Annotated in this window: 26 protein-coding genes and 1 riboswitch; of the genes, 15 read left to right on the forward strand and 11 right to left on the reverse strand. The window is 71.8% G+C overall.

The window, feature by feature from the left end; genetic code table 11:
* The first annotated feature begins 29 nt into the window (after nt 1-29).
* From ectB to ACRDSK_RS04470, 4 genes are all read left to right on the forward strand, one after another.
* Entirely contained in the window at nt 30-1,280 is a 1,251-nt protein-coding gene (ectB, locus tag ACRDSK_RS04455; RefSeq protein ID WP_431438605.1) for a diaminobutyrate--2-oxoglutarate transaminase, read from the forward strand.
* A 13-nt stretch (nt 1,281-1,293) separates the two neighbouring features.
* Nucleotides 1,294-1,707, forward strand: coding sequence for an ectoine synthase (locus tag ACRDSK_RS04460; protein WP_431438606.1), 414 nt, complete (start codon nt 1,294-1,296; stop codon nt 1,705-1,707).
* A complete protein-coding gene (gene thpD, locus ACRDSK_RS04465) occupies nt 1,704-2,594 on the forward strand; it encodes an ectoine hydroxylase (RefSeq protein ID WP_431438607.1) in 891 nt (296 codons plus the stop codon). Before ACRDSK_RS04460 ends, thpD begins: the two co-directional genes overlap by 4 nt.
* A 430-nt stretch (nt 2,595-3,024) precedes the next feature.
* Nucleotides 3,025-5,211, forward strand: a complete 2,187-nt coding sequence (locus ACRDSK_RS04470; protein WP_431438608.1) for a BTAD domain-containing putative transcriptional regulator — start codon at nt 3,025-3,027, stop codon at nt 5,209-5,211.
* A gap of 182 nt (nt 5,212-5,393) precedes the next feature.
* Here ACRDSK_RS04470 and ACRDSK_RS04475 read toward each other — a convergent pair whose 3' ends face one another.
* Entirely contained in the window at nt 5,394-6,191 is a 798-nt protein-coding gene (locus tag ACRDSK_RS04475; protein ID WP_431438609.1) for an SGNH/GDSL hydrolase family protein, read from the reverse strand.
* A gap of 364 nt (nt 6,192-6,555) precedes the next feature.
* Between ACRDSK_RS04475 and ACRDSK_RS04480 the strand changes: the two genes are divergently transcribed.
* Together ACRDSK_RS04480 and ACRDSK_RS04485 are read left to right on the forward strand one after the other, a co-directional pair.
* Nucleotides 6,556-7,197, forward strand: a complete 642-nt coding sequence (locus tag ACRDSK_RS04480) for a DUF3159 domain-containing protein (RefSeq protein WP_431438610.1) — start codon at nt 6,556-6,558, stop codon at nt 7,195-7,197.
* Complete coding sequence (locus ACRDSK_RS04485) at nt 7,194-7,913, forward strand: PP2C family protein-serine/threonine phosphatase (protein WP_431438611.1); 720 nt, start codon at nt 7,194-7,196, stop codon at nt 7,911-7,913. The genes ACRDSK_RS04480 and ACRDSK_RS04485 overlap by 4 nt, the downstream gene beginning before the upstream one ends.
* Here ACRDSK_RS04485 and ACRDSK_RS04490 read toward each other — a convergent pair.
* From ACRDSK_RS04490 to ACRDSK_RS04500, 3 genes are read right to left on the reverse strand one after another with little or no spacing between them, the layout of a single operon-like run.
* A complete protein-coding gene (locus ACRDSK_RS04490) occupies nt 7,897-8,841 on the reverse strand; it encodes an N-acetylglucosamine kinase (protein WP_431438612.1) in 945 nt (314 codons plus the stop codon). The genes ACRDSK_RS04485 and ACRDSK_RS04490 overlap by 17 nt on opposite strands.
* Nucleotides 8,838-9,308: a winged helix-turn-helix transcriptional regulator gene (locus tag ACRDSK_RS04495; protein ID WP_431438613.1), complete on the reverse strand. Its 471-nt coding sequence runs from the start codon at nt 9,306-9,308 to the stop codon at nt 8,838-8,840. The genes ACRDSK_RS04490 and ACRDSK_RS04495 overlap by 4 nt, the downstream gene beginning before the upstream one ends.
* Before the next feature lie 32 nt (nt 9,309-9,340).
* Nucleotides 9,341-10,378 carry an SIS domain-containing protein gene (locus ACRDSK_RS04500; RefSeq protein WP_431438614.1) on the reverse strand — a complete coding sequence of 346 codons (1,038 nt, stop codon included), beginning with the start codon at nt 10,376-10,378 and terminating at the stop codon, nt 9,341-9,343.
* Nucleotides 10,379-10,542: 164 nt separating this feature from the next.
* Here ACRDSK_RS04500 and ACRDSK_RS04505 point away from each other — a divergent pair, with 164 nt between their 5' ends.
* Together ACRDSK_RS04505 and ACRDSK_RS04510 are read left to right on the forward strand one after the other, a co-directional pair.
* Nucleotides 10,543-11,292, forward strand: coding sequence for a GntR family transcriptional regulator (locus ACRDSK_RS04505; protein WP_431438615.1), 750 nt, complete (start codon nt 10,543-10,545; stop codon nt 11,290-11,292).
* Between the two features lie 28 nt (nt 11,293-11,320).
* Nucleotides 11,321-12,928: a DHA2 family efflux MFS transporter permease subunit gene (locus ACRDSK_RS04510; RefSeq protein ID WP_431438616.1), complete on the forward strand. Its 1,608-nt coding sequence runs from the start codon at nt 11,321-11,323 to the stop codon at nt 12,926-12,928.
* A gap of 56 nt (nt 12,929-12,984) precedes the next feature.
* Here ACRDSK_RS04510 and ACRDSK_RS04515 read toward each other — a convergent pair whose 3' ends face one another.
* On the reverse strand, nt 12,985-13,935 hold the full coding sequence (locus ACRDSK_RS04515) for a threonine ammonia-lyase (RefSeq protein WP_431438617.1): 951 nt from the start codon (nt 13,933-13,935) through the stop codon (nt 12,985-12,987).
* A 119-nt stretch (nt 13,936-14,054) separates the two neighbouring features.
* Between ACRDSK_RS04515 and ACRDSK_RS04520 the strand changes: the two genes are divergently transcribed.
* Together ACRDSK_RS04520 and ACRDSK_RS04525 are read left to right on the forward strand one after the other, a co-directional pair.
* The gene (locus tag ACRDSK_RS04520; protein ID WP_431438618.1) at nt 14,055-14,918 is read left to right on the forward strand and encodes a hypothetical protein; all 864 of its coding nucleotides are present in this window, start codon (nt 14,055-14,057) and stop codon (nt 14,916-14,918) included.
* 198 nt (nt 14,919-15,116) lie between these two features.
* The gene (locus tag ACRDSK_RS04525) at nt 15,117-16,028 is read left to right on the forward strand and encodes a S1 family peptidase (RefSeq protein ID WP_431438619.1); all 912 of its coding nucleotides are present in this window, start codon (nt 15,117-15,119) and stop codon (nt 16,026-16,028) included.
* Nucleotides 16,029-16,108: 80 nt separating this feature from the next.
* On the opposite strand, the gene thiE is transcribed toward ACRDSK_RS04525, so the two are convergent.
* Complete coding sequence (gene thiE, locus ACRDSK_RS04530; protein ID WP_431438620.1) at nt 16,109-16,753, reverse strand: thiamine phosphate synthase; 645 nt, start codon at nt 16,751-16,753, stop codon at nt 16,109-16,111.
* A gap of 32 nt (nt 16,754-16,785) precedes the next feature.
* Nucleotides 16,786-16,895: riboswitch (TPP riboswitch) on the forward strand.
* On the opposite strand from thiE, the gene thiO reads away from it, so the two are divergent.
* The 3 genes from thiO (at nt 16,891) to ACRDSK_RS04545 (ending at nt 19,007) form a co-directional block, all read left to right on the forward strand.
* On the forward strand, nt 16,891-17,976 hold the full coding sequence (gene thiO / locus ACRDSK_RS04535) for a glycine oxidase ThiO (RefSeq protein WP_431438621.1): 1,086 nt from the start codon (nt 16,891-16,893) through the stop codon (nt 17,974-17,976). Its footprint overlaps the riboswitch before it by 5 nt.
* Nucleotides 17,973-18,182, forward strand: a complete 210-nt coding sequence (gene thiS / locus ACRDSK_RS04540) for a sulfur carrier protein ThiS (RefSeq protein WP_431438622.1) — start codon at nt 17,973-17,975, stop codon at nt 18,180-18,182. Before thiO ends, thiS begins: the two co-directional genes overlap by 4 nt.
* A 69-nt stretch (nt 18,183-18,251) precedes the next feature.
* Nucleotides 18,252-19,007 carry a thiazole synthase gene (locus ACRDSK_RS04545; RefSeq protein ID WP_431438639.1) on the forward strand — a complete coding sequence of 252 codons (756 nt, stop codon included), beginning with the start codon at nt 18,252-18,254 and terminating at the stop codon, nt 19,005-19,007.
* Between the two features lie 177 nt (nt 19,008-19,184).
* On the opposite strand, the gene ACRDSK_RS04550 is transcribed toward ACRDSK_RS04545, so the two are convergent.
* From ACRDSK_RS04550 to thiC, 5 genes are all read right to left on the reverse strand, one after another.
* Entirely contained in the window at nt 19,185-20,030 is an 846-nt protein-coding gene (locus ACRDSK_RS04550; RefSeq protein ID WP_431438623.1) for an ion transporter, read from the reverse strand.
* Nucleotides 20,030-20,830 carry an ion transporter gene (locus tag ACRDSK_RS04555; protein ID WP_431438624.1) on the reverse strand — a complete coding sequence of 267 codons (801 nt, stop codon included), beginning with the start codon at nt 20,828-20,830 and terminating at the stop codon, nt 20,030-20,032. The genes ACRDSK_RS04550 and ACRDSK_RS04555 overlap by 1 nt, the downstream gene beginning before the upstream one ends.
* 3 nt (nt 20,831-20,833) lie before the next feature.
* Nucleotides 20,834-21,655, reverse strand: coding sequence for an ion transporter (locus tag ACRDSK_RS04560; RefSeq protein ID WP_431438640.1), 822 nt, complete (start codon nt 21,653-21,655; stop codon nt 20,834-20,836).
* 89 nt (nt 21,656-21,744) lie between these two features.
* Nucleotides 21,745-22,575: a bifunctional hydroxymethylpyrimidine kinase/phosphomethylpyrimidine kinase gene (gene thiD, locus ACRDSK_RS04565; protein WP_431438625.1), complete on the reverse strand. Its 831-nt coding sequence runs from the start codon at nt 22,573-22,575 to the stop codon at nt 21,745-21,747.
* Nucleotides 22,572-24,203 (reverse strand): phosphomethylpyrimidine synthase ThiC, encoded by a 1,632-nt coding sequence (gene thiC / locus ACRDSK_RS04570; RefSeq protein WP_431438626.1) that lies wholly within the window; start codon nt 24,201-24,203, stop codon nt 22,572-22,574. The genes thiD and thiC overlap by 4 nt, the downstream gene beginning before the upstream one ends.
* 174 nt (nt 24,204-24,377) lie before the next feature.
* Here thiC and ACRDSK_RS04575 point away from each other — a divergent pair, with 174 nt between their 5' ends.
* Entirely contained in the window at nt 24,378-25,040 is a 663-nt protein-coding gene (locus tag ACRDSK_RS04575; protein ID WP_431438627.1) for a hypothetical protein, read from the forward strand.
* Nucleotides 25,037-25,594: a DUF664 domain-containing protein gene (locus tag ACRDSK_RS04580; protein ID WP_431438628.1), complete on the forward strand. Its 558-nt coding sequence runs from the start codon at nt 25,037-25,039 to the stop codon at nt 25,592-25,594. Before ACRDSK_RS04575 ends, ACRDSK_RS04580 begins: the two co-directional genes overlap by 4 nt.
* The last annotated feature ends 2 nt before the right edge of the window (nt 25,595-25,596 follow it).

Raw genomic sequence — 25,596 nt, forward strand, 5'->3', positions numbered from 1 at the left:
ATCGTATGTACCTGCCTTCGAGGAGAATCGTGAACGTATTCGAGACAGTCGAGTCCGAGGTGCGCAGCTACTGCCGAAGTTGGCCGGTCGTCTTCGACCGGGCCTCCGGCGCGTGGCTCTACGGCGAGGACGGCACTCCCTACCTGGACTTCTTCGCCGGGGCGGGCGCGCTCAACTACGGCCACAACAACCCGGTGCTCAAGCGCGCGGTGATCGACTACATCGAGCGCGACGGCGTCACGCACGCTCTGGACATGCAGACCGTCGCGAAGCGTGACTTCCTCGAGACGTTCATGGACCTGGTTGTCCAGCCCCGCGAGCTGGACTACAAGATCATGTTCCCCGGCCCGGCCGGCGCGAACGCGGTCGAGGCGGCGCTCAAGCTCGCCCGCAAGGTGACCGGCCGCGAGTCGGTCATCAACTTCACCAACGCATTCCACGGCATGACCCTCGGCGCGCTCTCGGTCACCGGGAACTCGATGAAGCGCGGCGGCGCCGGCATCCCGCTGGTGCACGCCACCCCGATGCCGTACGACAACTACCTCGACGGCAAGGTCGAGGACTTCCTGTGGTTCGAGCGGCTGCTCGACGACAGCGGCTCGGGTCTCAACGAGCCGGCCGCCGTGATCGTCGAGACCGTGCAGGGCGAGGGCGGCATCAACGTCGCGCGCGACGAGTGGCTGCGCGGTCTCGCCGACCTGTGCCGCCGCCACGACATGCTGCTGATCGTCGACGACGTGCAGATGGGCTGCGGGCGCACCGGCCCGTTCTTCAGCTTCGAGTCGGCCGGCATCACCCCGGACATCGTGTGCCTGTCCAAGTCGATCGGCGGTTTCGGGCTGCCGCTGGCACTCACCCTGCTCCGCCCGGACCTCGACATCTGGGAGCCGGGCGAGCACAACGGCACCTTCCGCGGCATCAACCCGGCGTTCGTCGCGTCGACCGAGGCGCTGCGCACCTACTGGACCGACGACAAGCTCGAGAAGAGCACCCTCGCGAAGGGCGAGCAGATCGGCCGCGTCATGGACGGGATCGTCGAGGCGCTGCCCGCCACGCCGCTGCGGGCCAAGGGCCGCGGTCTCGCCCGAGGGCTCTCCTTCGAGAGCGGTGAGCTCGCGTCGAAGGTGTGCCGTGCCGCGTTCGACCGCGGGCTGCTGATGGAGACCTCCGGCCCCGAGGGCGAGGTCGCGAAGGTCATGCCGCCGCTGACCGTGACCGACGACGAGCTGGCCGACGGGCTGGACCGGCTCACCGCGGCCGTGCGCGACGTCTGCGCCTAGGAGGGGGACGTACATGTTGGTCCGAACGGTGCGGGAGCTGGACGACACCGACCGCGACATCAAGACGCCGAACTGGCGCAGCAGGCGGATCGTGCTGGCCAAGGAGCGCGTCGGCTTCTCGGTCCACGAGACGACGCTGTACGCCGGGACGGTCAACGACTTCTGGTACGCCAACCACATCGAGGCGGTGTTCGTCGTCGAGGGCGAGGGCGAACTGCTCGACAAGGAGACCGGCGAGACGTACCAGCTAGGCCCCGGCAGCCTCTACCTGCTCGACAAGCACGACCACCACCAGCTGCGGCCGCGCACCGAGATGCGGACCGTGTGCGTGTTCAACCCTCCGGTGACCGGCCGCGAGGTGCACGACGAGAACGGCGTCTACCCGCTGATCGCCGAAGAACCCGAGATGGAGGAGACGAGCGCATGACGCTCACCGACACCGGGACCGCCGATCCGTATCCCACAAGGATGTCCGGCGACCCCGAGCTGCTCGACCGCATCGAACCGACCGTCTGGACGACGGGGCCGGCACCGGGTCCGATCGACCCGGCGCGCCTGGCCGCGCACGACAGCCGCGGCTACTCGATTCACCACGACCTGCTGAGCCTGCGCGAGGTCGAGGCCTTCCGCGACGAGCTCGACCGGCTGTCCGCCGACCCGACGGCCGAGGGCGTCGTCACCGAGGCCGGCGAGGTCCGCACGATCTTCGGGGTGCACCGGGGGTCGGCGCTGATCGCGGAGCTGGTGCGGGACCCGCGGGTGTTGGACCGGGCGCGGCAGATTCTCGGCTCCGAGGTGTACGTGCACCAGAGCCGCGCGACGTACCTGCCGGCGTTCGAGGGGCGCGGGCACTACTGGCACTCGGACTTCGAGACGTGGCACGCGGAGGACGGCATGCCGGTGCCGCGCGCGGTGAGCATGTCGATCGCGCTGACCGACCACCATCCGTTCAACGGCGGCCTGATGATGATGCCCGGCTCGCACCGGATGTTCGTGCCGTGCGCGGGCGGGACGCCGCCGGAGCACTACCGGACGGCGATCACGGACCACGAGATCGGCGTGCCGAGCACCGAGCACCTGACCAGCCTGGCCAGCGCGTACGGGATCGAGCAGTTCACCGCGCCGGCGGGCTCGGCCCTGATGTTCGACGCGAACCTGATGCACGGGTCCGGCAACAACATCACGCCCTTCCCGCAACGGCACATCTTCCTGGTGTTCAACAGCGTGGAGAACGCACTCGGGACGCCCTTCGGCGGCGCCCCACCCCGCCCGATCCACATGGCGGACCGCGAGTTCACGCCGCTGACCCGCTGACCCGCTTCGGACGAACGGCCGGCGCGCTCCACTCGCACCGGCCGTTCGTCCACAGCCCACCCGCGACGCCCCGAAACCGTCAGACCCGCCGAATAGACTGGAAAGCGGGGGGCCCCCGCGACTGTGGAAGTTGTCCACAGGGGCAGGGACCCAGTTGGACCGTGCACCCGATGACTCGTTGGTGGGGCGGGATCGTCAGGGGGTGGGCTGGAATCTTGGGGGTTGGAGGCCGGCAGTCCGACGCCAACCGGTGCGTCGTCGGTGGACCGGCCTCGACGTAGCCGATGGTCACCGGCAGGCAGCAGTGCGTTAGGCCATCTGGATGACGCGCGCCCGTTGGAGATCGCTTTCGCGGCGGGTTTGCCCGTACCTTGTGCACATATCAGCCGGGCGAACGGGCACGCCCGGCGATAACTGGGGGTGGTGACCCGTGGCCGACCACGACGGCTCACGAGCCGCCGCGACGGCTGCCGGGCTTCGGTTCTGCCTGCTCGGTCCGGTGCAGGTGCTGGCTCACGGCCGGGACGTGCCGCTCGGCGGGACCGGCATGCGAGGCGTGCTCGCGATGTTGCTTCTCGAACCGAACCAGGTGGTGCCGCTCGACCGGATCGTCGACGTCCTCTGGGCGCACGAGCCGCCGGCCAGCGCGCGCACGATGGTCCAGGGTTACGTCTCGCGCCTGCGCCAACGACTCGCCGAGGCCGCGGCGGGTGTCGACGTCCGGATCGCGACCGCCCCGCCGGGCTACCGGCTCGAGGTCGACGAGGCCCTCATCGACGTCACGATCGCGCGCTCGCTGCTCTCCGAGACCCGCGGCACGTCGGCGGTCCGCCGGGCCGAGCTGCTCCGCCAGGCGCAAGCCCTCTGGCGCGGCACGGCGCTCGCCGACCTCGGCGGCCGGCTCACCGCGCCCGAGCTGACCGAGCTACGCCTCGCCGTCCTCGAGGCGCGCATCGACGCCGACCTCGAGCTCGGCCGCCACCACGAGATCATCGGCGAGCTGACCTCGCTGGTCGTGGAGCAACCGTTTCGCGAGCGGCTCGTCGGCCAGCTCATGCTCGCGCTCTACCGCTCCGGCCGCCGGGCCACCGCGCTCGCCGCCTACCAACGCCTGGCCCACCGCGCCGCCGACGAGCTCGGCATGGACCCCGGCCCGCAGCTGCGCGGCCTGCACCTGCGAGTGCTGCGCGACGACACCACCCTGCTCGAACCTTCGCCGGAACCGGTGATCGCGCCGCGGATCGGCGTGCTGGTCCCCGCGCAGCTGCCGCGCGCGCCGTCCGGGTTCGCCGGCCGCGAGGACGAGCTGGCATGGCTCACCCGCCTGCTGCCCACCGACAAGACGCCCACCGACACCACGCCCGTCGAGCCTGCGATCGCGGTGCTGGCCGGGCCGGCCGGCATGGGCAAGACCGCGCTCGCGGTGCTGTGGGCGCACCGCGTCGCCGACCGGTTCCCGGACGGCCAGCTGTTCGCGAGCCTGCGCGGCTTCGACCCGCAGCACGCGCCCGCCTCGGCCGGCGACGTACTGACCCGATTCCTGCTCGCACTCGGCGTCGGCGTGGAGGACGTGCCGGTCGAGGTCGACGAGCGCGCCGCGCTGTACCGGTCGATCCTGGCCGACCGCCGGGTGCTCGTGGTGCTCGACGACGCGCGGGACTCCGAGCAGATCCGCCCGCTGCTGCCGGCGGCCTCGGCCTCGCTCGTCGTGGTGACCACGCGGGTGCGGCTGGACGCGCTGGTCGCGTGGACCGGTGCGCGCATGCAGGTGCTGGGCACCCTCGCGGCCGGCGCGGCGGAGGCGCTGCTCGAGCACATGGCGGGCACGCCCGCGCAGGGCCGCGACCGGGAGCTGCGGCGCAAGCTCGCCCGGCTGTGCGGGCACCTCCCGCTGGCGCTGCGCATCGCCGGCGCGCGGCTCACCGGCGGTCCACAGTGGACGATCGCGGACCTCGTGGAGGAGCTCGCCGACGAGCGCGGCCGGCTCTCCGCCCTGGACCTCGAGGAGGCCGACACGAGCGTGCGCGCCGCGCTGGACGTGACCTACCGCGGTCTGCGCCCGGAGCTCGCGGAGACGGTGCGGTTGCTGGGCCTGTTCCCCGGCACCATGATCGGCCCGTACCCGGTCGCGGCGCTGTGCGGGGTGGAGGTCGACCAGGCCCGCCGCCGGCTGCGCACGCTCGCCGGGTCCTTCGTGGTCACCGAGACCAGCCGCGACGTGTTCCTCATGCACGACCTCGTCCGGCTGCACGCCCACGAGCTCGCCGAGCAGGAGCTGTCCGACGTGGACAAGGTGGCCGCACGGGCCCGGCTGCGGCGCTACTACCTGGTAGGTGCGGATCTGGCGAAAAGCCAGCTGCGCTCGGGAGTTTCTGACGAACCGCGCGTGAGCGAGGAGTTCCCGGACGCGCCGCGGGTGCCGATTTCCTCGCCGGCGGACGCGGTCGACTGGATCGACCAGGAGTGGGCGAACCTGCTCGCGGTCGTCGAGTCCGGGCTGGAGACCGGGCAGGACCAGGAGATCGTCCGGCTGGCGCGGATGGCGAGCGAGTTCTCCGAGGGCACCCGGGCGCTCGGCCCGGTGGTGATCGGGCGGACGGTTCGCCTGGTCGTTTAGCGAACGTTTAGCAGTCCGGCTCACTCGAATGGCACGCTGCGCGCGGTGCTCGGCGTCCCGGAGCCTGATGCGAGCGCCGGGGCGGCACTACCAACGTGGGGGTGTGCTGCCCGCGAACCGGCCGGCGCGGATGGGGGACTGTGCCGGCCGGTTCTCGCATTTCTCGGCCTTGCTCTAGGTTTCTAGACTGCCGCCGCCCGGCCGTTGTCGGGGTTCTGGTCGGCGAGCGGCTGCAGCTCCGGTCGCTTCGGATGCAGACCGTCGCCCGAGGACTGGCCGCGTAGCAGCCTGCGTGCCCACGGCAACAGGTGCGCGCGGGTCCACGCGAGATCGGCCTGGCGGGACCGGATCCACGGCGTCGGGTCGACCGGCGGCAGCGGCACGCGCCAGTCCTCGGCGACCGGCACGTCGAGCACCTCCGCCGTGCGCAAGGCGATCCGCCGGTGGCCCTCGGTGGAGAAGTGCAGCCGGTCGTCGCTCCACGCGCGCAGGTCGACGAGCACCGGCATCGCCCACAGGTCGACGAGCTTGGCCCCGTGCCGGTCGGCGATCGCCCGCAGGTGCCCGTTGTAGATGGCCACCTTGCCCCGCACGCGGCGCACCACCGGCTGCTTGTTCGGGTCCGGCCCGGTGAACACGACGACCTCGCAACCTGCCTGCCGCAGCGTGACGACGGCCTGCTCGAACACCTCCGCGATCTGGTCGATGTCGCTGCCCGGGACGATCAGGTCGTTGCCGCCGGCGCAGACCGTCACCAGGTCCGGTGCGGCCTGGAGCGCGATCGGTATCTGGTCGTCGACGACCTCCCGCAACAGCTTGCCGCGCACCGCGAGATTGGCGTACCTGAAGTCCGGATCCCGCACGGCGAGCGTCGCGGCGAGGCGGTCGGCCCAGCCCACGTAGGTTCCGTCCGGTCCGAGGTCGCTCAGTCCCTCGGTGAAGCTGTCCCCGATGGCCACCCAGCTCGACAACCCTGGCACGGTTCCCCCTCCCCTCTCCCCATCCCTCTAAACCGTCAGGATGCCGTGTTGTTCCCCACCTACGCCACCGTCGGTTACCAGGGCTCAACCTTCGTGCGGGCATTCCGGACAGACTGCTTCGTGCCGTGATCACCCCGTTACAACAGTCGGGCCCGAACTGGGGCGAAACGGACTCACGAGACCCGCGGTGCGCGCGCGTCCGCAGTCGACTGTCCAATTCGGACCAAGCGGTCGACGACGGCGCCTCGCGCCGCAGCGGCACGTCGACCGCGGTGCGCTCGCCGACGCGTCGCGCATCGGCGTTGTCGACCCTTCCGCTAGTAAGGGCTACCTAACTCGGAGGGCATGAGGCAGGCTGGGCACCGTGACCGACCAGGCGACCGAGAAGCCGCTGCGCGAGCTGCTCGGCGGCCGGCGCGGCGCGGTCGACGCGTCGATCCCGCCGGCCGTCTTCGTGCTCGGCTGGCTCGTCTCCGGCCAGTCGATCGGCTGGGGCGCGCTCGCCGCGGTGGTGGCCGGCGCGCTGGTCGGCGCGATCCGGCTCCGCCGCGGCGGCCGGGTCACCGCCGTGCTCGCGAGCGTCGCCGCGGTCGCCGCCGGCGCGCTCGTCGCCCTCTACACCGGCCGCGCGCAGGACTTCTTCCTCGTCCAGCTGCTGTCCAATGTGGCCAGTGCGCTCGCGTGGGCGGTCAGCATCCTCGTCCGCTGGCCGCTGCTCGGGGTGGTCGTCGGGCTGGTCATCGGGCAGCGGACGCGCTGGCGCCGCGACCCCGACCTCGTGCGCGCGTACGGCCGGGCGAGCTGGGTCTGGGTCGGCCAGTACACGCTGCGAGTGATCGTGTTCGGGCTGTTGTGGTGGTCGGGCTGGGTGGTCGCGCTCGGTGTCGCCCGGATCGCGCTCAGTTGGCCGCTGGTCGCACTTACCGTCGCTGCCAGCGCTTTCGTCCTCAAGCGAGAAATTCCGCAGGACCATCCGGGGCTCCGACACCCTAGGATGCGGACGTGATTGGCTTAACTGGGGCGTTCGCTAGCGAGGTCGGTCGTCGCTACCGGGCGAACTTCGACGTCGCGCATCTCGACCTCGACCCGCTCCTCGCCGTCGTCGCGGACGGCATGGGGGACACCGACGGGAGCGCGCTCGCCGGACGCACCACTGTGGACGCGTTCGTCGAGGGGATCCGGTCCGCTCGGGGGAAGATCGGGCCGGGCACCATCCGGGACGCGGTCGCGGCCGCGCAGGACCAGGTCGCCGAGATCGGCCGGCACGCGGTGGGCCTGGCCGGCTGCACGCTGACCGCGCTGCTCGCCGGCGAGGAGGATGCGCTCTGGGTCGTGCAGCTCGGTGACTCGCGCGTCTACCGCTTCCGCGACGACCTGCTCGAGCTGCTCACCGTCGACCACACGATGGCCTGGCTCGGCGTGGCGCACGGGCTGTACCCGCTCGACTCGCCGCAGGCCGAGGCCGCCCGCTACCACCTGACCCGCTACGTCGGGCACGCCGCCCGCCCGGAGCCGGACGTACTGAGCGTCGTCTCCGCGCCCGGCGACGTGTACCTGCTGTGCAGCGACGGCGTCGCCGACCAGGTGCCCTATCCGCGCATCCGGGAGATCCTGCGCCTGCACATCGAGCCGAGCGCGATGGCCGAGCGCGTGCTGGCCGCCGCGGACGTCGCCGGCGGGCAGGACAACGCCACCGCGATCGTCCTCAGGGTTCCGTTCTAGGCCGGGGCGCTTCCGGGTCGACCTCGAGGGCCGCCAGCCACGCCGCGCCGACGGTCCCGTCCGGCGCGAACGTCACCGGCACCGGCGTGTAGCCGGCGAGCGTCGTGCGCAGCGCCACGCCGACCGGGCTGTCCGGGCCGACCACGCTGCCGGCGAGCACGATCGGCGAGCGCTCGTCCGCGGTCCGGGCGTCCATCGCGAGCCGGGCCAGCAGTTCCGCCGCCTCCTCGACGATGCGCGCCGCCACTGGGTCGGTCGCGGCGTACTCGCTGACCGTCTCGGCGAAGCGGGCCAGCCGGATCGGTGGCTCCGCGTTCGCCGCGGTGATCAGGCGGTTCGCGAGGCGGGCCAGGCCGACCGAGGTGCGCCCGGGCAACGACGCCCGGAGCACCTCCTCGCCCAGCGGGCTCGGTGGTTCGCCGACCTGCAGCCGCCGCAACGTCACCCGCACCGCCTCGCGGCCCATCCAGTACGCCGAGCCCTCGTCGCCGAGCATCCAGCCCAGGCCGCCGACCCAGGAGGTCAGCTGCCGGTCCACGATGCGGGCCGCGATCGAGCCGGTGCCGCCGATCAGCACCACGCCGTCCGGCTCCGCGGTGCCCGAGGCGAACGCCACCTCGGCGTCGCTCACGATCTCGATCCGGCAGTCGACGCCCACCTGCCGCAGAGTCGAGATGTAGCTCTCGACCACCTCCGGGTCGGTGAACTTGCTGACGCCGGCCATGCCCAGTACGCACGCCAGGACCTCGCCGCCGCCGGTGATCGCGTCCCGGACCGCCTCCGCGACCCGCTTGCCCGCGATCTCCGGCGGATGCGAGTTGGGGTTGCCGCCGCCGGCGGACCCGCGCCCGACGACGCTGCCGTCCAACCGAACCGCGAGCGCCCGGGTGGACGTGGCGCCGGCGTCGACCCCGACGACACAGGTCACGAGGGTCCTTCCACAGTGGACATACCGGGTCCGGGCTCGAAAGTCACCCCGTCCGCGTCGAGCGTGCCACCGCAGTCCGCGCAGCGGACCTCGGCGGCGGTGTGCCGGCCGCACTCGGCGTGGCGCAGCAGGGTGAACGGGCCGGCGCCGCCGTCGAGCCACGTGTCGCCCCAGCGGATGATCGCGGCGAGCGCGGGGAAGAAGTCGCGGCCCATCTCGGTCAGCGGGTACTCGTAGCGAGCCGGCCGGTCCTGGTAGCGGACCCGGTCGAGCAGGCCCGCGCCGGTGAGCCGGTCCAGTCGCTCGGTGAGCGTGTTGCGGGCGATGCCGAGCGAGGCCTGGAACCGGTCGAACCGGCGAACCCCGTGGTACGCCTCGCGGAGCACGAGCAGCGTCCACTGGTCGCCCAGCAGGTCCATGGTTCTTGCGACGGAACACGGCCAGCGGGCGAACGACGTCCTTCGCACCTCGGAGAGTGTAGGGCTCTACACCGGTGCGGTCACCGGGTTCGGGTGACCTTGGACAGACCGCGTGGTCGGTCCGGGTCGCCGCCGCGGGCCAGCGACAGCTCCAGCGCGAGCCGCTGCAGTGGCAGGACCTCGATGATCGGCGCGACCTCCTCGGCCGTCGCGGGCACGTCGATCCGCGCGGACGCGGGCATCTCGCCGGCCGCCGACCCGACCGCGAGCACCTCCGCGCCGCGATCGGCGACGGCCGCTACGACGTCGCGCATCGCCTCGCCGCCGTGGCCCTTGCTGGTCACCGCCACGACGCCGGTGCCGGCGTCGATCGCGGCGACCGGGCCGTGCAGCAGGTCGGCGCCGCTGTAGGCGCGGGCGCCGAGGTAGCTGGTCTCGGCGAGCTTGAGCGCCGCCTCGGCCGCGGTGGCCGACGAGTAGCCGCGCCCGGTGGTCACCACGCGCTCGATGTCCCGGTAGCGCGCCGCGGCGGCCGACACCGCGGCGGCCGACCCGTCCAGCGTCGCCGCGGCGAGCTCACCGAGGCCCGCCGCTGCCTCGCCGGAACCGCCGCGCGCCGCGTCGACGAGCAGATAGGTGGTGAGCAGCGTGGCCGTGTAGGTCTTGGTCGCGGCGACCGCGCGTTCCTCGCCCGCGCCGAGGTGCACCGCGTGTTCGGCGACCTCGGCGAGCGGCGAGCCCGGGGTGTTGGTCACCGCCACGGTCAGCGCACCGAGGCGGCGGGCCGCCTTGGTGGCCTCCACCAGGTCGGGCGAGCCGCCGCTCTGGCTGACGGTCACGTACAGCACGCCGGTCAGGTCCGGCTCGGCGCCGTAGAGGGTGGTGGTGGACGGGGAGACGAGTCCGGCCGGAAGTTCGAGAAGTACCTCGATCAGGTACTTCGTGTACAACGCGGCGTGGTCGCTCGAGCCCCGCGCGGCGAGCAGCGCGAACCGCGGCCGGGGTGCCATGAGGCGCTCGGCGACCGCCGCGAGATCGGCCCGCCGCGCGACGATCGCGTCGAACACCGCCGGCTGCTCGGCGATCTCCGCGGCCATCCGCTCGCCCGCAACGGCCATTCGTCCCTCCAGATGCGCCAGCTAGGTCTAGACCAATCATGCTATCGCTGTAGGGTGGTCCGGCGCCACGGGAGTAACGGTATTCCCAATTCCGGAGGGTGTGATCGCGCCGCCGGTGCTTGGGAAGGCATCCTGTAACAGGGAAGTCGTCGTCTGGAGGAGCCATGCTGGAAACGTCGGCCGCGGAAGAGCCCGACACCGGTCGTGCGCTGCGCGAGCCCAAGTACTGGGGGCTCAAGCGGCACCTGTTGGAGCTGCTCAGCTCGCTGCCGCCGGGCTCGCCGATCCCGACCGAACGCTCCCTGGCCGCCGACTTCGACGTGTCCCGTACGACCGTCCGGCAGGCGCTGGCCGACCTGACGGTGGAAGGCCGGCTACTGCGCGTGCAGGGCAAGGGCACCTTCGCCGCGGAACCCAAGGTGGCGCAACGACTCCAGCTGTCGTCGTACACAGAGGACATGCGCGCGCAGGGCCGCGAGCCGTCCTCCCGGCTGCTCGACATCGCGGAGATCCCGGCCGAGGGCGAGCTGTCTTCGCTGTTGGCGGTCCGCGCGGGCGCGAAGATCCTCCGCATGCAGCGGCTCCGCCTGGCCGACGGCGAGCCGATGGCCATCGAGACCTCGCACCTGCCGCTCGGCCGGTTTCGCGGCCTGCGCAAGTACGTCTCCGCGGGCGGCTCGCTGTACCAGGTGCTGCGCGAGCGCTACGACGTCGAGATGGGCCACGCGGAGGAGACGATCGAGACCGCGCTCGCCGGCCCGCACGAGGCGGAGCTGCTCGGCGCGGACGTCGGGATGCCGATGTTGCTGCTTTCGCGGCATTCTTACGACATGACGGAGCGACCGGTGGAGTGGGTGCGTTCGGTGTACCGCGGTGACCGGTACAAGTTCGTCGCGGAGCTGAATCGGCCATGAGGCGGAGCGGCCCGTCGACGCAGCCCTCATGACCACGGCGCAGACGCTGGGGGATGTCCGCTGGGGCAGCCCGGCGGCGCGCGGCGTTCTCGTGGCGACGATCCTCGGCACGGGGATGGCCTTCCTCGACGGCACGGTGGTCAACATCGCGCTGCCGCGCATCGGCGAGGAGTTCGGCGCCTCGGTGTCCGGCCTGCAGTGGATCCTCGACGGGTACCTGCTGTCGCTGGCCGCGCTGATCCTGATCGCCGGTTCGCTGGGCGACCGCTACGGCCGGCGGCGGGTCTACCTGATCGGGGTCGCCTGGTTCGGTGTCTCCTCGGTGCTGTGCGGGCTGGCCCTCTCGACGGAGATGCTGGTCGCGGCGCGGGTGCTGCAGGGGATCGGCGGCGCGCTGCTCACCCCGGGCGCGCTCGCGATCATCCAGTCGTCGTTCGTGCGGTCGGACCGGGCTCGGGCGATCGGCGCGTGGTCGGGGCTCGGCGGGATCGCCGGCGCGGTCGGCCCGCTGGTCGGCGGCGTGCTGGTGCAGGTGTGGTCGTGGCGGCTCGCGTTCCTGATCAACGTGCCGATCGCGCTGCTGTGCGTCTGGTACACCCGGCGGTACGTGCCGGAGTCCTGTGACCAGCAGATGGGCGGGCACCCGGACGTCTTCGGCTCGGTGCTGGGCGCGCTCGGGCTGGCCGGGGTGACCGCGGCGCTGGTCGAGGGGCCGGCGCGGGGGTTCGGCGATCCGCTGGTGTTCGGCTCGGTCGTGGTCGGGGTCGGGTGCCTGGTCGCGTTCGTGCTGGTGCAGCGGCGTGCGCACGATCCCTTGGTGCCGCCGGACCTGTTCGCGAACCGCACGTTCACCGTCGCCAACGCGCTGACGTTCGTGGTTTACGCGGCGCTCGGCGGCGTGATGATGCTGTTCGTCCTGCAGCTGCAGACCTCGCTGGGCTACTCGCCGACGGTGGCCGGGCTGTCCGGGCTGCCGATCTCGGTGCTGATGCTGTTGCTGTCGGCGCGCTCGGGCAAGGCGGCGCAGCGGTTCGGGCCGAAGTGGTTCCTGGTGCTCGGTCCGATGGTGATCGCGGTCGCGATGATCTGGTACACGCAGGTCACGCCGGGTGCGTCGTACTGGTTGGTGGTCCTGCCGGCGACGGTGCTCTTCGGGCTCGGCCTGGTCGCGGTGGTGGCCCCGGTGACCGCGACGGTGCTGGCGTCGGCCGCGGACCGGCACGCGGGCGTGGCGTCCGGGGTGAACAACGCGATCGCCCGGACCGGCGGGCTCCTGGCGGTGGCGGTGCTGCCGGCGGCGGCCGGGCTGAGCGGAGCGGCGTACGCGGACCCGGTGGCGCTGACCGAGGGCTGGCAGATGGCGATGTGGCTGTGTGCCGGCCTGTGTGTGGCGGGTGGGCTAGTGGCACTCGGCGTCCGCAACGACGTGCTGGGCCCGGCCGTCCCCGAACCGCGCGCGACGCCGGAGCCGGCTCCGGCCGAACCGGCCCGCGAGCCGGCGGTTGCCAAGGCGGGTCCGGGCGAGCCGGTACCCGTCGGGCGGACGGGCGAGCCCGCGGACGCGCCCCGCCCTGGGGAGTGCCTGAGCTGCGGAATCGTCGGCCCACCGACCCACATCATCCCTTTCCGGGGTTAATGCGAGGAAGGACGCCTTCCGGACGTTCAACGTCTGCAAGGCGTCCTTCCACGCTCTCAACCCAAGAGGTTTGCCAGGTCGGCGGGCTGGAGGTTGCCGCCCGACACCACGGCCACTGTGCGGCCTCGGGGGAGGTCGGCGGCTCGGTGCAGGTAGGCGGCCGTGGCGACCGCACCACTGGGTTCGGCTACCAGGCGCGCTCGGTGCGCCAGCAGCGCCACCGTCGAGCGGATCTCGTCCTCCGAGACCGTCACGATGCCGTCCAGCAGCTTGCGCAGGTGGGCGAACGTCAGCTCCGACGGCTCGGCCCGCAGGCCGTCGGCGATCGTCCGTGTTCGGTCCGTCGCCGGCCAGTGGACCTGCTGGCCCGCGGCCAGGCTCGCGGCCGCGTCGCCGGCCAGCTCGGGCTCCACGCCGAACACCCTCGCGCCGGGGCACCGCGCCTTGATCGCCGTCGCCACACCCGAGGCCAGGCCGCCGCCGCTGACCGGCACCAACACGAGCTCCACCGAGGGCAGGTCGGCCGCGATCTCCAGGCCGGCCGTGCCCTGGCCGGCGATCACGTCGGGATGGTCGAACGGCGGGATCAGCGTCGCGCCCCGCTCGGCGGCCAGCCGCTCGGCCACGACCTCCCGCTCCGTGATCGGCACGATCACCACCTCGGCGCCGTGCTCGCGGGTGGCCTCGATCTTCATCGCCGGCGTGTTCTCCTCCACCACGATGGTCGCCGGCACCCCGAACCGCTTCGCCACGTAGGCGACCGCCTGCGCATGGTTACCGCTCGAGTAGGCGACCACCCCGCGCGGCCGGACATCCTCCGGGATGCGGGCCATCGCGTTGGCCGCGCCGCGGACCTTGAACGCTCCGATCGGCTGCAGGTTCTCCGGTTTGAGCCACAGTGGACGGTCGGGATCCGCCCAGTGGCAAGGCAATAGCGGTGTGCGCACCGCGGTGTCCGCCACCCGCTCGGCGGCGGCGATGATCTCCTCGACGGTAATCAAGTCCACTCCACGAGTATGCACTGTCCATAGTGGATTGTGGTACTGCTCACGATGAGCCAACCGGGGGAGCAACACGTACGTCGTCCACGTTGGGAACCCACAGAAGCCCCGACCAGATAAGGATCATGAGCGAGAAGCAGGACACCCAGAGCATCCGGTTCAGTCAGGTCTTGTCAGGCGCGCTGGCCGCCATCACTGCTGCCGTCCTCGGCTCGACGATGGGCGTCGCCGGCACCGTCATCGGCGCGGGCCTCGCGAGCATGGTGACCACGGTGGGCGGCGCGCTCTACCTGAGGTCGATCCAACGCACGAGACAGGGCGTGCAGAGCGTCCGGAACCTGGTCGTCGCCCGTGCCGGCGGCACCAGCGTGACGCTCCTCGAGGAGCGACCGGAGACAGCGGCCGAGGCCAAGGCGAGGACCGAGGAACCCGAGACCGACGAACCCGAAACCGATTCCGCGAAGGCGGAGACGGAGACCGAGCCCGCGACGACCGAGCACGCGGAGACCGAGCACGCGGAGACCGAGCAGGCGGAGACCGAGCAGTCGACGCTCGACCAGGCGACGACCAAGCTCGAGTCAGTCGAGGAACCCGACGAGGAGTCGCGGCGCAAGCTGCGCTGGCCCGCGCTGATCGCGGCGAGCGTGCTGGCGTTCATGGTCGGCATGTTGGTGGTCACCGGCGTCGAGGCGATCCGTGGTGAGACGCTGTCCGGAGACAAGGGCACCACGGTCGGCGGCATCGTCCGGACACAGCAGGACGGCGGCCAGGACCGCGACCAGGCGCCGCCGGCGACCCGCGAGTCGACGACGACGCCAACCGATCCGTCGACGGTCACGGTCACCGAGAACCCGCCGACCAGCGAGAACGAGGAGCCCGTTGCGCCGCCGACCGAACCGACCGAGCCCGAGACCACCGCGCCCGAGACCACGACCGGCGGCGAGCCGACCGGCACGGTGACGGTGCCTCCAAACGGACAAACTGGCTAACTGTTAGTAGCGTGACTGCGCTCACAATGGCAACTGTTGTCCCCGAACGGGCGATATCCGAACACAACGTCGAAACATAGTTTCATCAGCGTCATCCATACGGATGGCAAGAAACCGAGATCCCTCTTGCCCCGGGAGCGGATCCATCCCCTTGCCGCTTTCGGGTTCCCTGCTACCCAAGTCGAGGGAGTACCTCTGATGAAACGCACTTCCATCCTGCGCTGGGCAGGCGCAGGCCTGCTCGCCGCCGGTGTGGCCCTGTCCCTGGCCAGCCCGGCGACGGCGGGTGCGGACACCGCCGCCCCCACCCTGGCGGACCTGTCCGCTGCCCAGGTCACGCTGGACAAGTCGGCCGAGACCCGGCCGAGTTCAGTGGCTGGTTGGTACGTCGACAAGACGACCAGATCTCTGGTCGTCGAGGTGCACGGCTCCGACGTCAACGTCGCGAAGTGGGCCTCCAGCGCCGGTGCCGGCGCGGTGAAGATCAAGCACGTGTCCGAGGCGTACAAGCCGGTCTGGAACCTGATCGGCGGCCAGGCGATCACCACCGGCGGCTCGCGCTGCTCGCTGGGCTTCAACGCCCGCTCGGGCAGCACCCGGTACGTCATCACGGCCGGCCACTGCACCAACATCGGCACCAACTGGTCCGGCGTCGGCGGCACGATCGGCACCCGCGCGGGCACGTCGTTCCCGACGAACGACTACGGCATCATCCGCGTGACGTCGGCCTCCGCCGTGTCGACCCCGCTGGTCGACCGCTACTCGTCCGGCAGCGACGTGACGGTCACCGGTCCGCGGTCCGCCTCGACCGGCCTGGGCGTCTGCCGGTCCGGCTCGACCACCGGCTGGCGCTGCGGCAGCGTCACCGCCACGAACCAGACGGTGTGCTACCCCCAGGGCTGCGTCAGCCAGATGATCCGCACCAACGTGTGCGCGGAGCCGGGTGACTCCGGTGGCTCGCTGGTCACCAACCCGGGCTCGGGCACGCGCGTGCAGGCCGTCGGCCTGACCTCCGGTGGCTCCGGCAACTGCAGCTCCGGCGGCACGACGTTCTACCAGCCGGTTCCCGAGGTGTTGAGCCGCTACGGGCTCACCCTGTACACGGGCTGATCTCTCCCCAGTGGGCCTTGTGCCCAGCGGCGGACGGGCCGAACCCTGCCGGCCCGTCCGCCGCTCTTTTCCGTCCCAGGTCAGCGCAGTGCGGCGGCCAGGCGGGAGGCGGCGGTCTGGGGGTCCGCCGCCTCGGTGATCGCGCGTACCACGACCACTCGGGTCGCCCCCGCCCCCAGCACCTCCGGCAGGCGTGCCTCGTCGATGCCGCCGATCGCGAACCACGGGCGGTCCGGACGCTGCTCGGCGGTGGTGCGGACCAGGTCCAGGCCCGGCGCCGGCCGGCCCGGCTTCGTCGGCGTCGGCCAGCACGGACCGGTGCAGAAGTAGTCGACTCCCGGCTCCACCGCGGCCGCGGTGGCCTGCTCGCGGTCGTGCGTCGAGCGGCCGATGACCACGTCGTCGCCGAGGATGCGGCGGGCCAACGGCACGGGCAGGTCGTCCTGGCCGAGGTGCAGGACGTCGGCCTCCGCGGCCAGCGCGACGTCCGCCCGGTCGTTCACCGAGAGCAGCGCGCCGTGCCGTGCGCAGACCTCGGCCAGCGCCGCGAGCGCGGCCAGCTCGTCGCGCGCCTCGATCGACTTCTCCCGCAGCTGCACCACGTCCACGCCGCCGGCCAGCGCCGCGTCGGCGAACTCCGCGAGGTCCGGTCGCAGGCCCGTGCACAGGTACAGCCGCGCGTCCGCGAGGCGCCGGCGGATGGCCGTTGCGTCGAGTCCAGGCACGCCGTCACGCTATCCGGTGCGCTACCGTGGATGGTGGTCCGCACGGGAGTCCGGAGGTACCGGGCTGAGAGGGGATCCGCCGATCCCGACCGTCGTACCTGATCCGGATCATGCCGGCGCAGGGAGCGTGATGTGCTGTGAGTCATCGCATCGTCGTCGTGGGTGGCGGCGTAATCGGGTTGTCGGTCGCGTGGCGGCTGGCCGAGTCGCACGACGTCACGCTGGTCGACCCGGCGCCCGCGCGGGGCGCGTCCTGGGTGGCCGGCGGCATGCTCGCCCCGGTCACCGAGTCCTGGCCGGGCGAGGAGGCGCTGCTCGAGCTCGGCGTCGCCTCCCTGGACCTCTGGCCGGAGTACGCGGCCGAGCTCGACGTCCGGCTGCTGACCGGTGGGACGCTGGTCGCCGCTGTCGACGCCGCGGACGCCGCCCAGCTCGACGTCCTGGCCGACCACCTGGCGTCGCTTGGTCGCGAGGTCGAGCGCCTGACCGGGCGCGAGCTGCGCGGCCGGGAGCCGGCCATCGGCCCAGGGGTCCGAAGTGGACTCGTCGTGCCGGGTGACCTGGCGGTGGACAACCGCGAGCTGCTGCGCAGCCTGGTGACCGCGGCCAGGCGGGCGGGGGTCGTGCTCGACTCGCGGCGCGTCGAGTCGGTCGAGCGGGGGGTGGTGCACGTCGAGGGCGGGACCATCGAGACCGACACGGCGGTGATCGCGGCGGGAGCCTGGAGCGCGGCGCTGCACCCGGCGCTGGACACGCTCGTGCGGCCGGTCAAGGGCGAGATCCTGCGGCTGCGGGGGCGCACGGGCGCTGTGCCGCTGACGCACACGCTCCGTGCGCTGGTCGAGTCCCGGCCGGTGTACCTGGTGCCGCGCCCGGGCGGGGAGCTCGTGCTCGGCGCCACGCAGTATGAGGCCGGGTTCGACACGGAGGTCACGGTCGGCGGCGTACTCGACCTGCTCGCCGACGCCGAGCGGGTCATGCCGGGCATCGCGGAGTTCGGCCTGACCGAGACCGCCGCCGGGCTGCGGGCCGGCAGCCGGGACAACCTGCCGCTGGTCGGCTGGCTGGAGCCGGGCGTGCTGGTCGCCGCCGGGCATCACCGCAACGGCCTGCTGCTCGCCCCGATCACCGCGGCCGCGGTGCGAGCGATGGTCGCCGGCGAGGACCCGCCGGCGCAGGTCCTCGCCGCGGATCCCGCTCGGCACTGTCCTACTCGGAGGTGAGCACGTTGCGGGTGCGGGTCAACGGCACGGCGCGGGAGGTGCCCGACGGCGTCACGGTCGCGGGGCTGCTCGCGTCGCTCGGCACGCCGGCCACGGGCATCGCGGTCGCGGTCGACGGCCAGGTGTGCGCACGCGCCGAGCACGGCCGGACCGTGCTGGCCGACGGCGCCGACGTCGAGATCCTCACCGCCGTCCAAGGAGGCTGAATGACCGACCCCGTTTCGAAGCTCGACCCCGAGGTGGAAGGAACCTTCGCCCATCTTCAAAACGGGGTCGTGGACGATCCGTTCGTCATCGCCGGGCGCGAGTACTCGTCGCGACTGATCACCGGCACCGGTGGCGCCACGAACCTGGCCGTTCTCGAGCGCGCGCTGGTCGCGTCCGGCACCGAGCTGACGACGGTGTCCATCCGCCGCGTCGACGCCGACGGCGGCACGGGTGTGCTGGATCTGTTGGCGCGCCTGGGGATCGACCCGCTGCCGAACACGGCGGGCTGCCGAACCGCGGCCGAGGCGGTGCTGACCGCGCGGCTGGCGAGGGAGGCGCTGGGCACGGACTGGGTCAAGCTGGAGGTGGTCGCCGACGACCGCACGCTGCTGCCGGACCCGGTCGAGCTGCTCGACGCTGCCTACTCGTTGGTCGCCGACGGCTTCACGGTCCTGCCGTACACGAACGACGACCCGGTGCTGGCGCTGCGCCTGGAGGAGGCGGGCTGCGCCGCGGTGATGCCGCTGGGTTCGCCGATCGGGACCGGGCTCGGGATCCGCAACCCGCACAACATCGAGCTGATCGTGGCCCGAGCGGGTGTGCCGGTGGTGCTGGACGCCGGCATCGGCACGGCGTCGGACGCGGCGCTCGCGATGGAGCTCGGCTGCGCGGCGGTCCTGCTGGCCACGTCGGTCACTCGAGCAACGGACCCGGAGAAGATGGCCGCGGCCATGCGCCACGCGGTCAACGGCGGCCGGCTGGCAAGGGCGGCGGGCCGGGTGCCGCAACGCTTCTGGGCCCAGGCCTCGAGCCCGCCCCGCTGACTCCTTGCACATCCGCCCACAACCGCGTACTCGCGCGCGTGCGGAAAGCCAGAAACGCAACGCCCCCACCCGCTCCGGGGCACCCCTCCAAACGCCAGTTTATCGGTTGGGAGCGGCGGGGTGGGGCGGCAAGATCGACTTGTGGATAGGGCGTTCGGGTGTGGACAACTCCGGCGGCTAGGCCGGGTCGGGTTCTCGGTTCGCTCGCAGGGAGGCCAGCTCCGCTCGTTGGGCGGCCATCTCCTCGCGCAGGGCCGTCAACTCGGTCATCAGCTCCGCGTGGTGGTCTCGTTCCACCAGCTGTTCCTTCGCCACGATGGCCTCGGTCACCTGGCGTTCCATCGCGTTGACGATCACCGCGATCAGCAGGTTCAGCACGATGAAGCCGGTCACCACGATGTAGCCCACGAAGAACATCCAGCTCAGCGGGCGCGCGTCCAGCACCTCGTCCGCGACCGGGGGCCAGCCCTGCGTCATCACCTGGAACATCGTCAGCAGCGACGCGCCCAGGCCGTCGAACTCCTCGGGCGCCACCGCGCCGAACATCTGCACCGCCGCGATCGACGACGTGTACAGCACCAGCATGAGCAGCGCCAGGATCGACAGCAGCCCCGGCACCGCCGTGAACAGAGCGTTCACCACCCGGCGCATCGACGGGATCACCGAGATCAGCCGGAACGTCCGCAGGATGCGCACCGTCCGCAGCATCAGCAGCGTGCCCGACGCCGGCACGATCGACAGGATGATCACGATCAGGTCGAACCAGTTCCACGCCTCGCGGAAGAACGACCGCCCGTGGCCCATGATCTTGATGATCATCTCGACCACGAAGATCACCACGACCGCGATCTCGGTCCCCACCAGCAGGGGATCGAGCGACTTCGACACCGACGACGCCGTGCGCAGGCCGATGGCGATCGCGTTCACCACCAGCACGCCGACGATCAGCCGGCTGAACCACGGCGCGTCCGCGAGCGCTCTCGCCCGCGCCCGAACCGGACTCGCGCCCAGCGAAGCCCCCATCAACGCCCCCTCGTGACCCGGCGCAACGACGCCACCTCCTCGCGCAGCGCCCGGACCTCCGCCAGGATCGTCGCGTCCGAGGACGCCTGCGCGTCCGCGTTGCGCTGCCCGGTCTCGACCAGGTCGTCCGTGACCTGGTCCGCCATCCCGCTCACCACCACCGCGATGAACAGGTTCAGCACCGCGAAGCTCGACACCAGGATGTAGACCACGAAGAAGATCCAGGCCGCCGGCTGGACCGCCATGACCGAGCGCGCGACGTCCGGCCAGCCCTCCCCGGTCATCACCTGGAACAGCGTGAACAACGTGGTGTCCAGGTCCCCGAAGTAACCCGGCGCGATCGGGCCGAACAACCCGGTGGCCAGCACTCCGGCCACGAAGATCACCAGTGTGAGCAGCCCCGCCACCGACGCCATGCCCGGCACCGCCGCCAGCAGCCCGGCGACCACCCGGCGCAACGACGGCACCACCGACACCAGCCGCAGCAGGCGCAACACCCGCAGCGTGCGCAGCACCGAAAGCGACCCGGTCGCCGGCACCAGCGCGACGCCCACCACCAGCGCGTCGAACACGCTCCACGGATCCCGGAAGAACCGCCACCCGGCCGCGTAGAGCCGCAGCGCCAGCTCGACCACGAACACCGCGAGCGCCAGCCGGTCCGCGACGTGCAGCCAGGTGCCGGACAGCCGGTCGGACGTCTCCAGCCCGAGCGTCACCGCGTTCACCAGGATCACGGTGACGACCACCCGCTGGAACGACGCGCTGTCGACCAGCGCGCGGGCCCGCTCCCGGGTGAGCATCGGCTAGGCCGGTTCCGACGCGTCCCGCGAGGCCGCCGTCCGCAGCTCGGCGACCTCGGCGCGCAGCGCCCGCAGCTCGTCCAGGATCTGCCGGTCCGACGCCGCCTGGTCGGCCGCGTGCCGGTCCTCCGCCTCGACGAGGTCGTCGGTGACCTGCTTCTCCATCCCGCTGACGATCACCGCGATGAACAGGTTCAGCACCGCGAAGCTCGACACGAGGATGTAGATCACGAAGAAGATCCAGGCGAACTTCGCCTCTTCCATGACCTCGCGCGCCACGTCCGGCCAGCCCTCGCCGGTCATCGTCTGGAACAGCGTGAACAGCGTGGTGCCCAGGTCGCCGAAGTAGAGCGGCGAGATGTCGCCGAACAGCTTGGTCCCCATCACCCCCGCGACGTAGATGATCAGACCGAGCAGCGCGCCGATCGAGGCCATCCCGGGCACCGCGGCGAGCAGGCCCGACACCACCCGGCGCATGGCCGGCACCGCCGAGATCAGCCGCAAGACGCGCAGCACCCGCAGCGCCCGCAGTACGGAGAACGGCCCGCTGGCCGGCAGCAGCGAGATGCCGACGACGAGGAAGTCGAAGACGTTCCAGGCGTCGGTGAAGAACCGCAGGCGGTAGGCGAACAGCCGCAGCGCGAGCTCGACCACGAAGACGCCGAGCATGACCCTGTCGGCGACGTGCAGCAGGCCGCCGAAGTTGTCCGTCACGTACTTCGACGTCTCGAGGCCGAGCGTCACCGCGTTGGCCACGATGACCCAGATGATGACCAGCTGGAAGCGCCTGTGCTCGACCAGGGCGCGCACCCGGTCACGGGTCATCTCCACCGGCCCCCTCCCGAGTACACCGACCGACGTCAGGGAAGCGTAAACGCCGCCCATCGCTGGTGGGGACGGTTTTGTCGAAGGTGCTATATGTCCGAAATCGGCCTGACCCGCCACAACGGGGACACCGGGCCCACGCCGCCGCCGAGCGGGTAGGCGTGCTGGACCGACCGCGTCACGAACGTCTTGCCGAACCGGACCGCCGCCGGTACGTCCATGCCGCGGGCGAGTGCCGTGGTGATCGACGAGGCCATCGTGTCGCCGCCGCCGTGCGTGTGCTTCGTGTCCACTCGGGCCGCCGGCAGCTCCAGGAAGGTCGAGCCGTCGTAGAGCAGGTCGACGCACTCCGGGTCGTCGTGCAGGTGACCGCCCTTGACCAGCGCCCACCGCGGGCCGAGCGCGAACAGCGCCCGCGCCGCCTCCCGTGCGCCGGCCCGGTCGCGCACCGTGATGCCGGTGAGCAGCCGGACCTCGTCCAGGTTCGGCGTGACGAGCGTGGCGCGCGGGAACAGCTCGGTGCGCAGCGCGTCCAATGCGTCGTCGCGCAGCAGCTGGTCGCCGTGCATCGACGCGGCCACCGGGTCGACGACGAACGGGACCTCGCCGTCGCGTCCGATGTGGACCTTGTCGCACGCCTTGGCCACCGCGGCGATGATCTCAGCGGTGGCCAGCATGCCGGTCTTCGCGGCCTGCACGCCGATGTCCTCGGCGACCGCCTCGATCTGGGCGGCCACCACGTCCGCCGGGAGCACCGACACGCCGCGTACGCCCAGCGAGTTCTGCACGGTGACGGCGGTGACCGCGGTCATCCCGTGTGCCCCGCAGGCGAAGAAGGTGCGCAGGTCGGCCTGGATGCCCGCACCGCCGCCGGAGTCGGACCCGGCGATGGTGAGGACGCGGGGAGGTGTCGTGCTCACGCGTCCGCCACCGGCAGGTAGACCCGGTCGCCGTGGTCGTGGAACCGCTCGGCCATCTCCTCCATGCCGGCCTCGATCGCCTCCACAGTGGACAGTCCGTGCTCCTCGGCGTAGCGACGCACGTCCTGGGTGATCCGCATCGAGCAGAACTTCGGCCCGCACATCGAGCAGAAGTGCGCGGACTTCGCCGGTTCCGCGGGCAGCGTCTCGTCGTGGAACGACCGCGCGGTGTCCGGGTCGAGCGAGAGGTTGAACTGGTCGGTCCAGCGGAACTCGAAGCGCGCCTTGGACAGCGCGTCGTCCCACTCCTGCGCGCGCGGATGGCCCTTGGCGAGGTCGGCGGAGTGCGCGGCGATCTTGTACGTGATCACGCCGGTCTTCACGTCGTCGCGGTCGGGCAGGCCGAGGTGCTCCTTCGGCGTGACGTAGCAGAGCATCGCGGTGCCGGCCCAGCCGATCTGCGCCGCGCCGATGGCCGACGTGATGTGGTCATAGGCCGGCGCGATGTCCGTCGCGAGTGGACCGAGCGTGTAGAACGGCGCCTCGCCGCAGAGCTCCTCCTCGAGGCGGACGTTCTCCGCGATCTTGTGCAGCGGCACGTGACCCGGGCCCTCGATCATCACCTGGACGTCGTGCTCGCGGGCGACGTGGGTGAGCTCGCCGAGCGTGCGCAGCTCGGCGAACTGGGCCTCGTCGTTGGCGTCGGCGATGCTGCCCGGACGCAGCCCGTCGCCGAGGGAGAACGTCACGTCGTAGCGGCGGAGGATCTCGCACAGCTCGACGAAGTTGGTGTACAGGAACGACTCCCGGTGATGCGCTAGACACCAGGCGGCCATGATCGAGCCGCCGCGCGAGACGATCCCGGTGACGCGCCTCGCGGTGAGTGGGACGTACCGCAGCAGCACGCCGGCGTGCACCGTCAGGTAGTCGACGCCCTGCTCGCACTGCTCGATCACGGTGTCCCGGTAGACCTCCCAGGACAGCCGCGCGGGGTCGCCGCCGACCTTCTCCAGCGCCTGGTAGATCGGCACGGTGCCGATCGGCACGGACCCGTTGCGCAGGATCCACTCGCGAGTCTCGTGAATCCGTCTCCCAGTCGACAGATCCATCACGGTGTCCGCGCCCCAGCGAGTCGCCCACACCATCTTCTCCACCTCGTCCTCGATGGAGGACGAGACCGCCGAGTTGCCGATGTTGGCATTGATCTTGACGAGGAACTTCTTGCCGATGATGGTGGGCTCGGACTCGGGATGGTTGCGGTTGACCGGGATCACCGCCCGGCCGCGGGCCACCTCGTCGCGGACGAGCTCCGGTTCGACACCTTCCCGCGTCGCGACGAACGCCATCTCCTTGGTGACGATCCCGGCCTTGGCGTAGGCCAGCTGGGTCACGGCGCCGTTCACCGGTTCCAGCGCCCAGTCCTGCCGCAGCCTCGGCAGTCCAGTGTGGACGTCGATGGTCGCCTCGGGGTCGGTGTACGGGCCGGAGGTGTCGTACAGGTCGACGTGCTCACCGTTCGTCAGGTGCACCCGCCGGAACGGGACGCCGTCGCGGTGGACCTTCGTGGAGCCGGTGATGGGCCCGGTGGTCACGCTCGGCTGAACGGAACGGTCCTCGAGAGCAGTCATGGAAAGCCTCCCTACGCCGGCATTACCCGGTCAGGTTCAGGCGGTCGGCAAGGCCGGGTCCTGCGAACGGACACCACTTGCCCTCTCAGCCCGCTGTGGCGCGAGCTCCCGCTAAAGATGTTGAGTTCTCGTGCCTTCGACCATAGCCACGCCGACGCGGCGATGCCAAGGGCGATGCTGAGGACGCTGCGCCGCTGCGCCAAGTACGGTGCCACCGTGGTGGACGCGCTCGTGCCGGACCGGTCGGTGGACACGCCGACGGTGACGCCGTGCGCGAGCTGCGCCGAGCCGGCCGGCCGCGGCTACCCGTCGTGCCTGGGCTGCGCGGAGGAGGTCGAGGCGCGCTGGCTCGTCGACTGGCGTGACCTGCTGGCCGCCTCCCGGGCCAGCGCGGGCGCGGAGTCCGAACGGGAGCTCGCGACGCAGGTGCTGTCGGCCACGCCGGACGCGTACCCCTGGACGTGCGTCGACTGGTCGCTGCGCCTGCTGCGCTGCGAGGAGTGCGGCGGCGAGCTTGGCGCGGGCGACCCGGTGTGCCTGCGCTGCGCGGCGGCGGACGCGTCCCGGTGGCGGTCGTGGGCCGAGTCGGACCACCTGCTGCGCGCGGCGGCGCTGGCGTTACGCGCGCCGCAGCGTCGCCGGGTGCCGGTGGTGTCGGCGCTGCGGCTGGTGCTGCCGTTCGTGCTCGCGGGCGTGCCGGTGTCCAGAGCCGAGGTCCGCGAGGTCCGCGCCGCCGTGCTGGCCGGCCGGTACACCGAGCTGGCGGCGCTGGACCGTCTGGTCGAGCTGGTGAACCTGCCGCTGCTGCCGTGGCGCCGGACTACGGTCACGCTATGACCGACAGTCCCTGGGAGCCGCCTCTGGCCGGCACCGAGACCGAGCACCTGGTCGGCGCGCTGGAGCGGCTGCGCACGACGTTCCGCTGGAAGGCCGACGACCTGGACGCGGCCGGGCTGGCGACCCGGATCGGTGCCTCGTCGCTGACGCTCGGCGGCCTGCTCAAGCACCTCGCCGTCGTGGAGGACCACACCTTCGCCACCAAGCTGGACGGGAAGCCGCTCGGCCCGCCGTGGCGCGTCGACGAGTGGGACAGCGCCGACTGGCCGTTCACCTCCGCGGCCGCCGACACCCCCGAGGAGCTCTACGCGAGCTGGGACGACGCCGTCGAGCGGTCCCGCGAGCGGCTGGCCGCGGCCCTCGCCGACGGCGGGCTGGACCAGGACGCCGACGTCTCCGGCCCGGACGGCCAGCACGCCAGCCTGCGCCGGCTCGTCTACGACCTGGTCGAGGAGTACGGCCGGCACGCCGGCCACGCCGACCTGCTGCGGGAGGCCGTCGACGGCCGGGTCGGCGAGGATCCGCCACCCGGCTGGCGAGCCGTCTCGGGCTAGCC

It is taken from the genome of Actinophytocola sp., assembly GCF_050699915.1.
GTDB lineage: Bacteria > Actinomycetota > Actinomycetes > Mycobacteriales > Pseudonocardiaceae > Actinophytocola.

Coding starts and splice junctions, on each gene's coding strand:
- ACRDSK_RS04460 (WP_431438606.1), top strand. CDS start 1,294: ATGTTGGTCCGAACGGTGCGGGAGCTGGACGACACCGACCGCGACATC.
- thpD (WP_431438607.1), top strand. CDS start 1,704: ATGACGCTCACCGACACCGGGACCGCCGATCCGTATCCCACAAGGATG.
- ACRDSK_RS04500 (WP_431438614.1), bottom strand. CDS start 10,378: ATGGCCGTTGCGGGCGAGCGGATGGCCGCGGAGATCGCCGAGCAGCCG.
- ACRDSK_RS04505 (WP_431438615.1), top strand. CDS start 10,543: ATGCTGGAAACGTCGGCCGCGGAAGAGCCCGACACCGGTCGTGCGCTG.
- ACRDSK_RS04510 (WP_431438616.1), top strand. CDS start 11,321: ATGACCACGGCGCAGACGCTGGGGGATGTCCGCTGGGGCAGCCCGGCG.
- ACRDSK_RS04520 (WP_431438618.1), top strand. CDS start 14,055: ATGAGCGAGAAGCAGGACACCCAGAGCATCCGGTTCAGTCAGGTCTTG.
- ACRDSK_RS04525 (WP_431438619.1), top strand. CDS start 15,117: ATGAAACGCACTTCCATCCTGCGCTGGGCAGGCGCAGGCCTGCTCGCC.
- ACRDSK_RS04550 (WP_431438623.1), bottom strand. CDS start 20,030: ATGGGGGCTTCGCTGGGCGCGAGTCCGGTTCGGGCGCGGGCGAGAGCG.
- ACRDSK_RS04555 (WP_431438624.1), bottom strand. CDS start 20,830: ATGCTCACCCGGGAGCGGGCCCGCGCGCTGGTCGACAGCGCGTCGTTC.
- ACRDSK_RS04560 (WP_431438640.1), bottom strand. CDS start 21,655: ATGACCCGTGACCGGGTGCGCGCCCTGGTCGAGCACAGGCGCTTCCAG.
- thiC (WP_431438626.1), bottom strand. CDS start 24,203: ATGACTGCTCTCGAGGACCGTTCCGTTCAGCCGAGCGTGACCACCGGG.
- ACRDSK_RS04575 (WP_431438627.1), top strand. CDS start 24,378: ATGCTGAGGACGCTGCGCCGCTGCGCCAAGTACGGTGCCACCGTGGTG.
- ACRDSK_RS04580 (WP_431438628.1), top strand. CDS start 25,037: ATGACCGACAGTCCCTGGGAGCCGCCTCTGGCCGGCACCGAGACCGAG.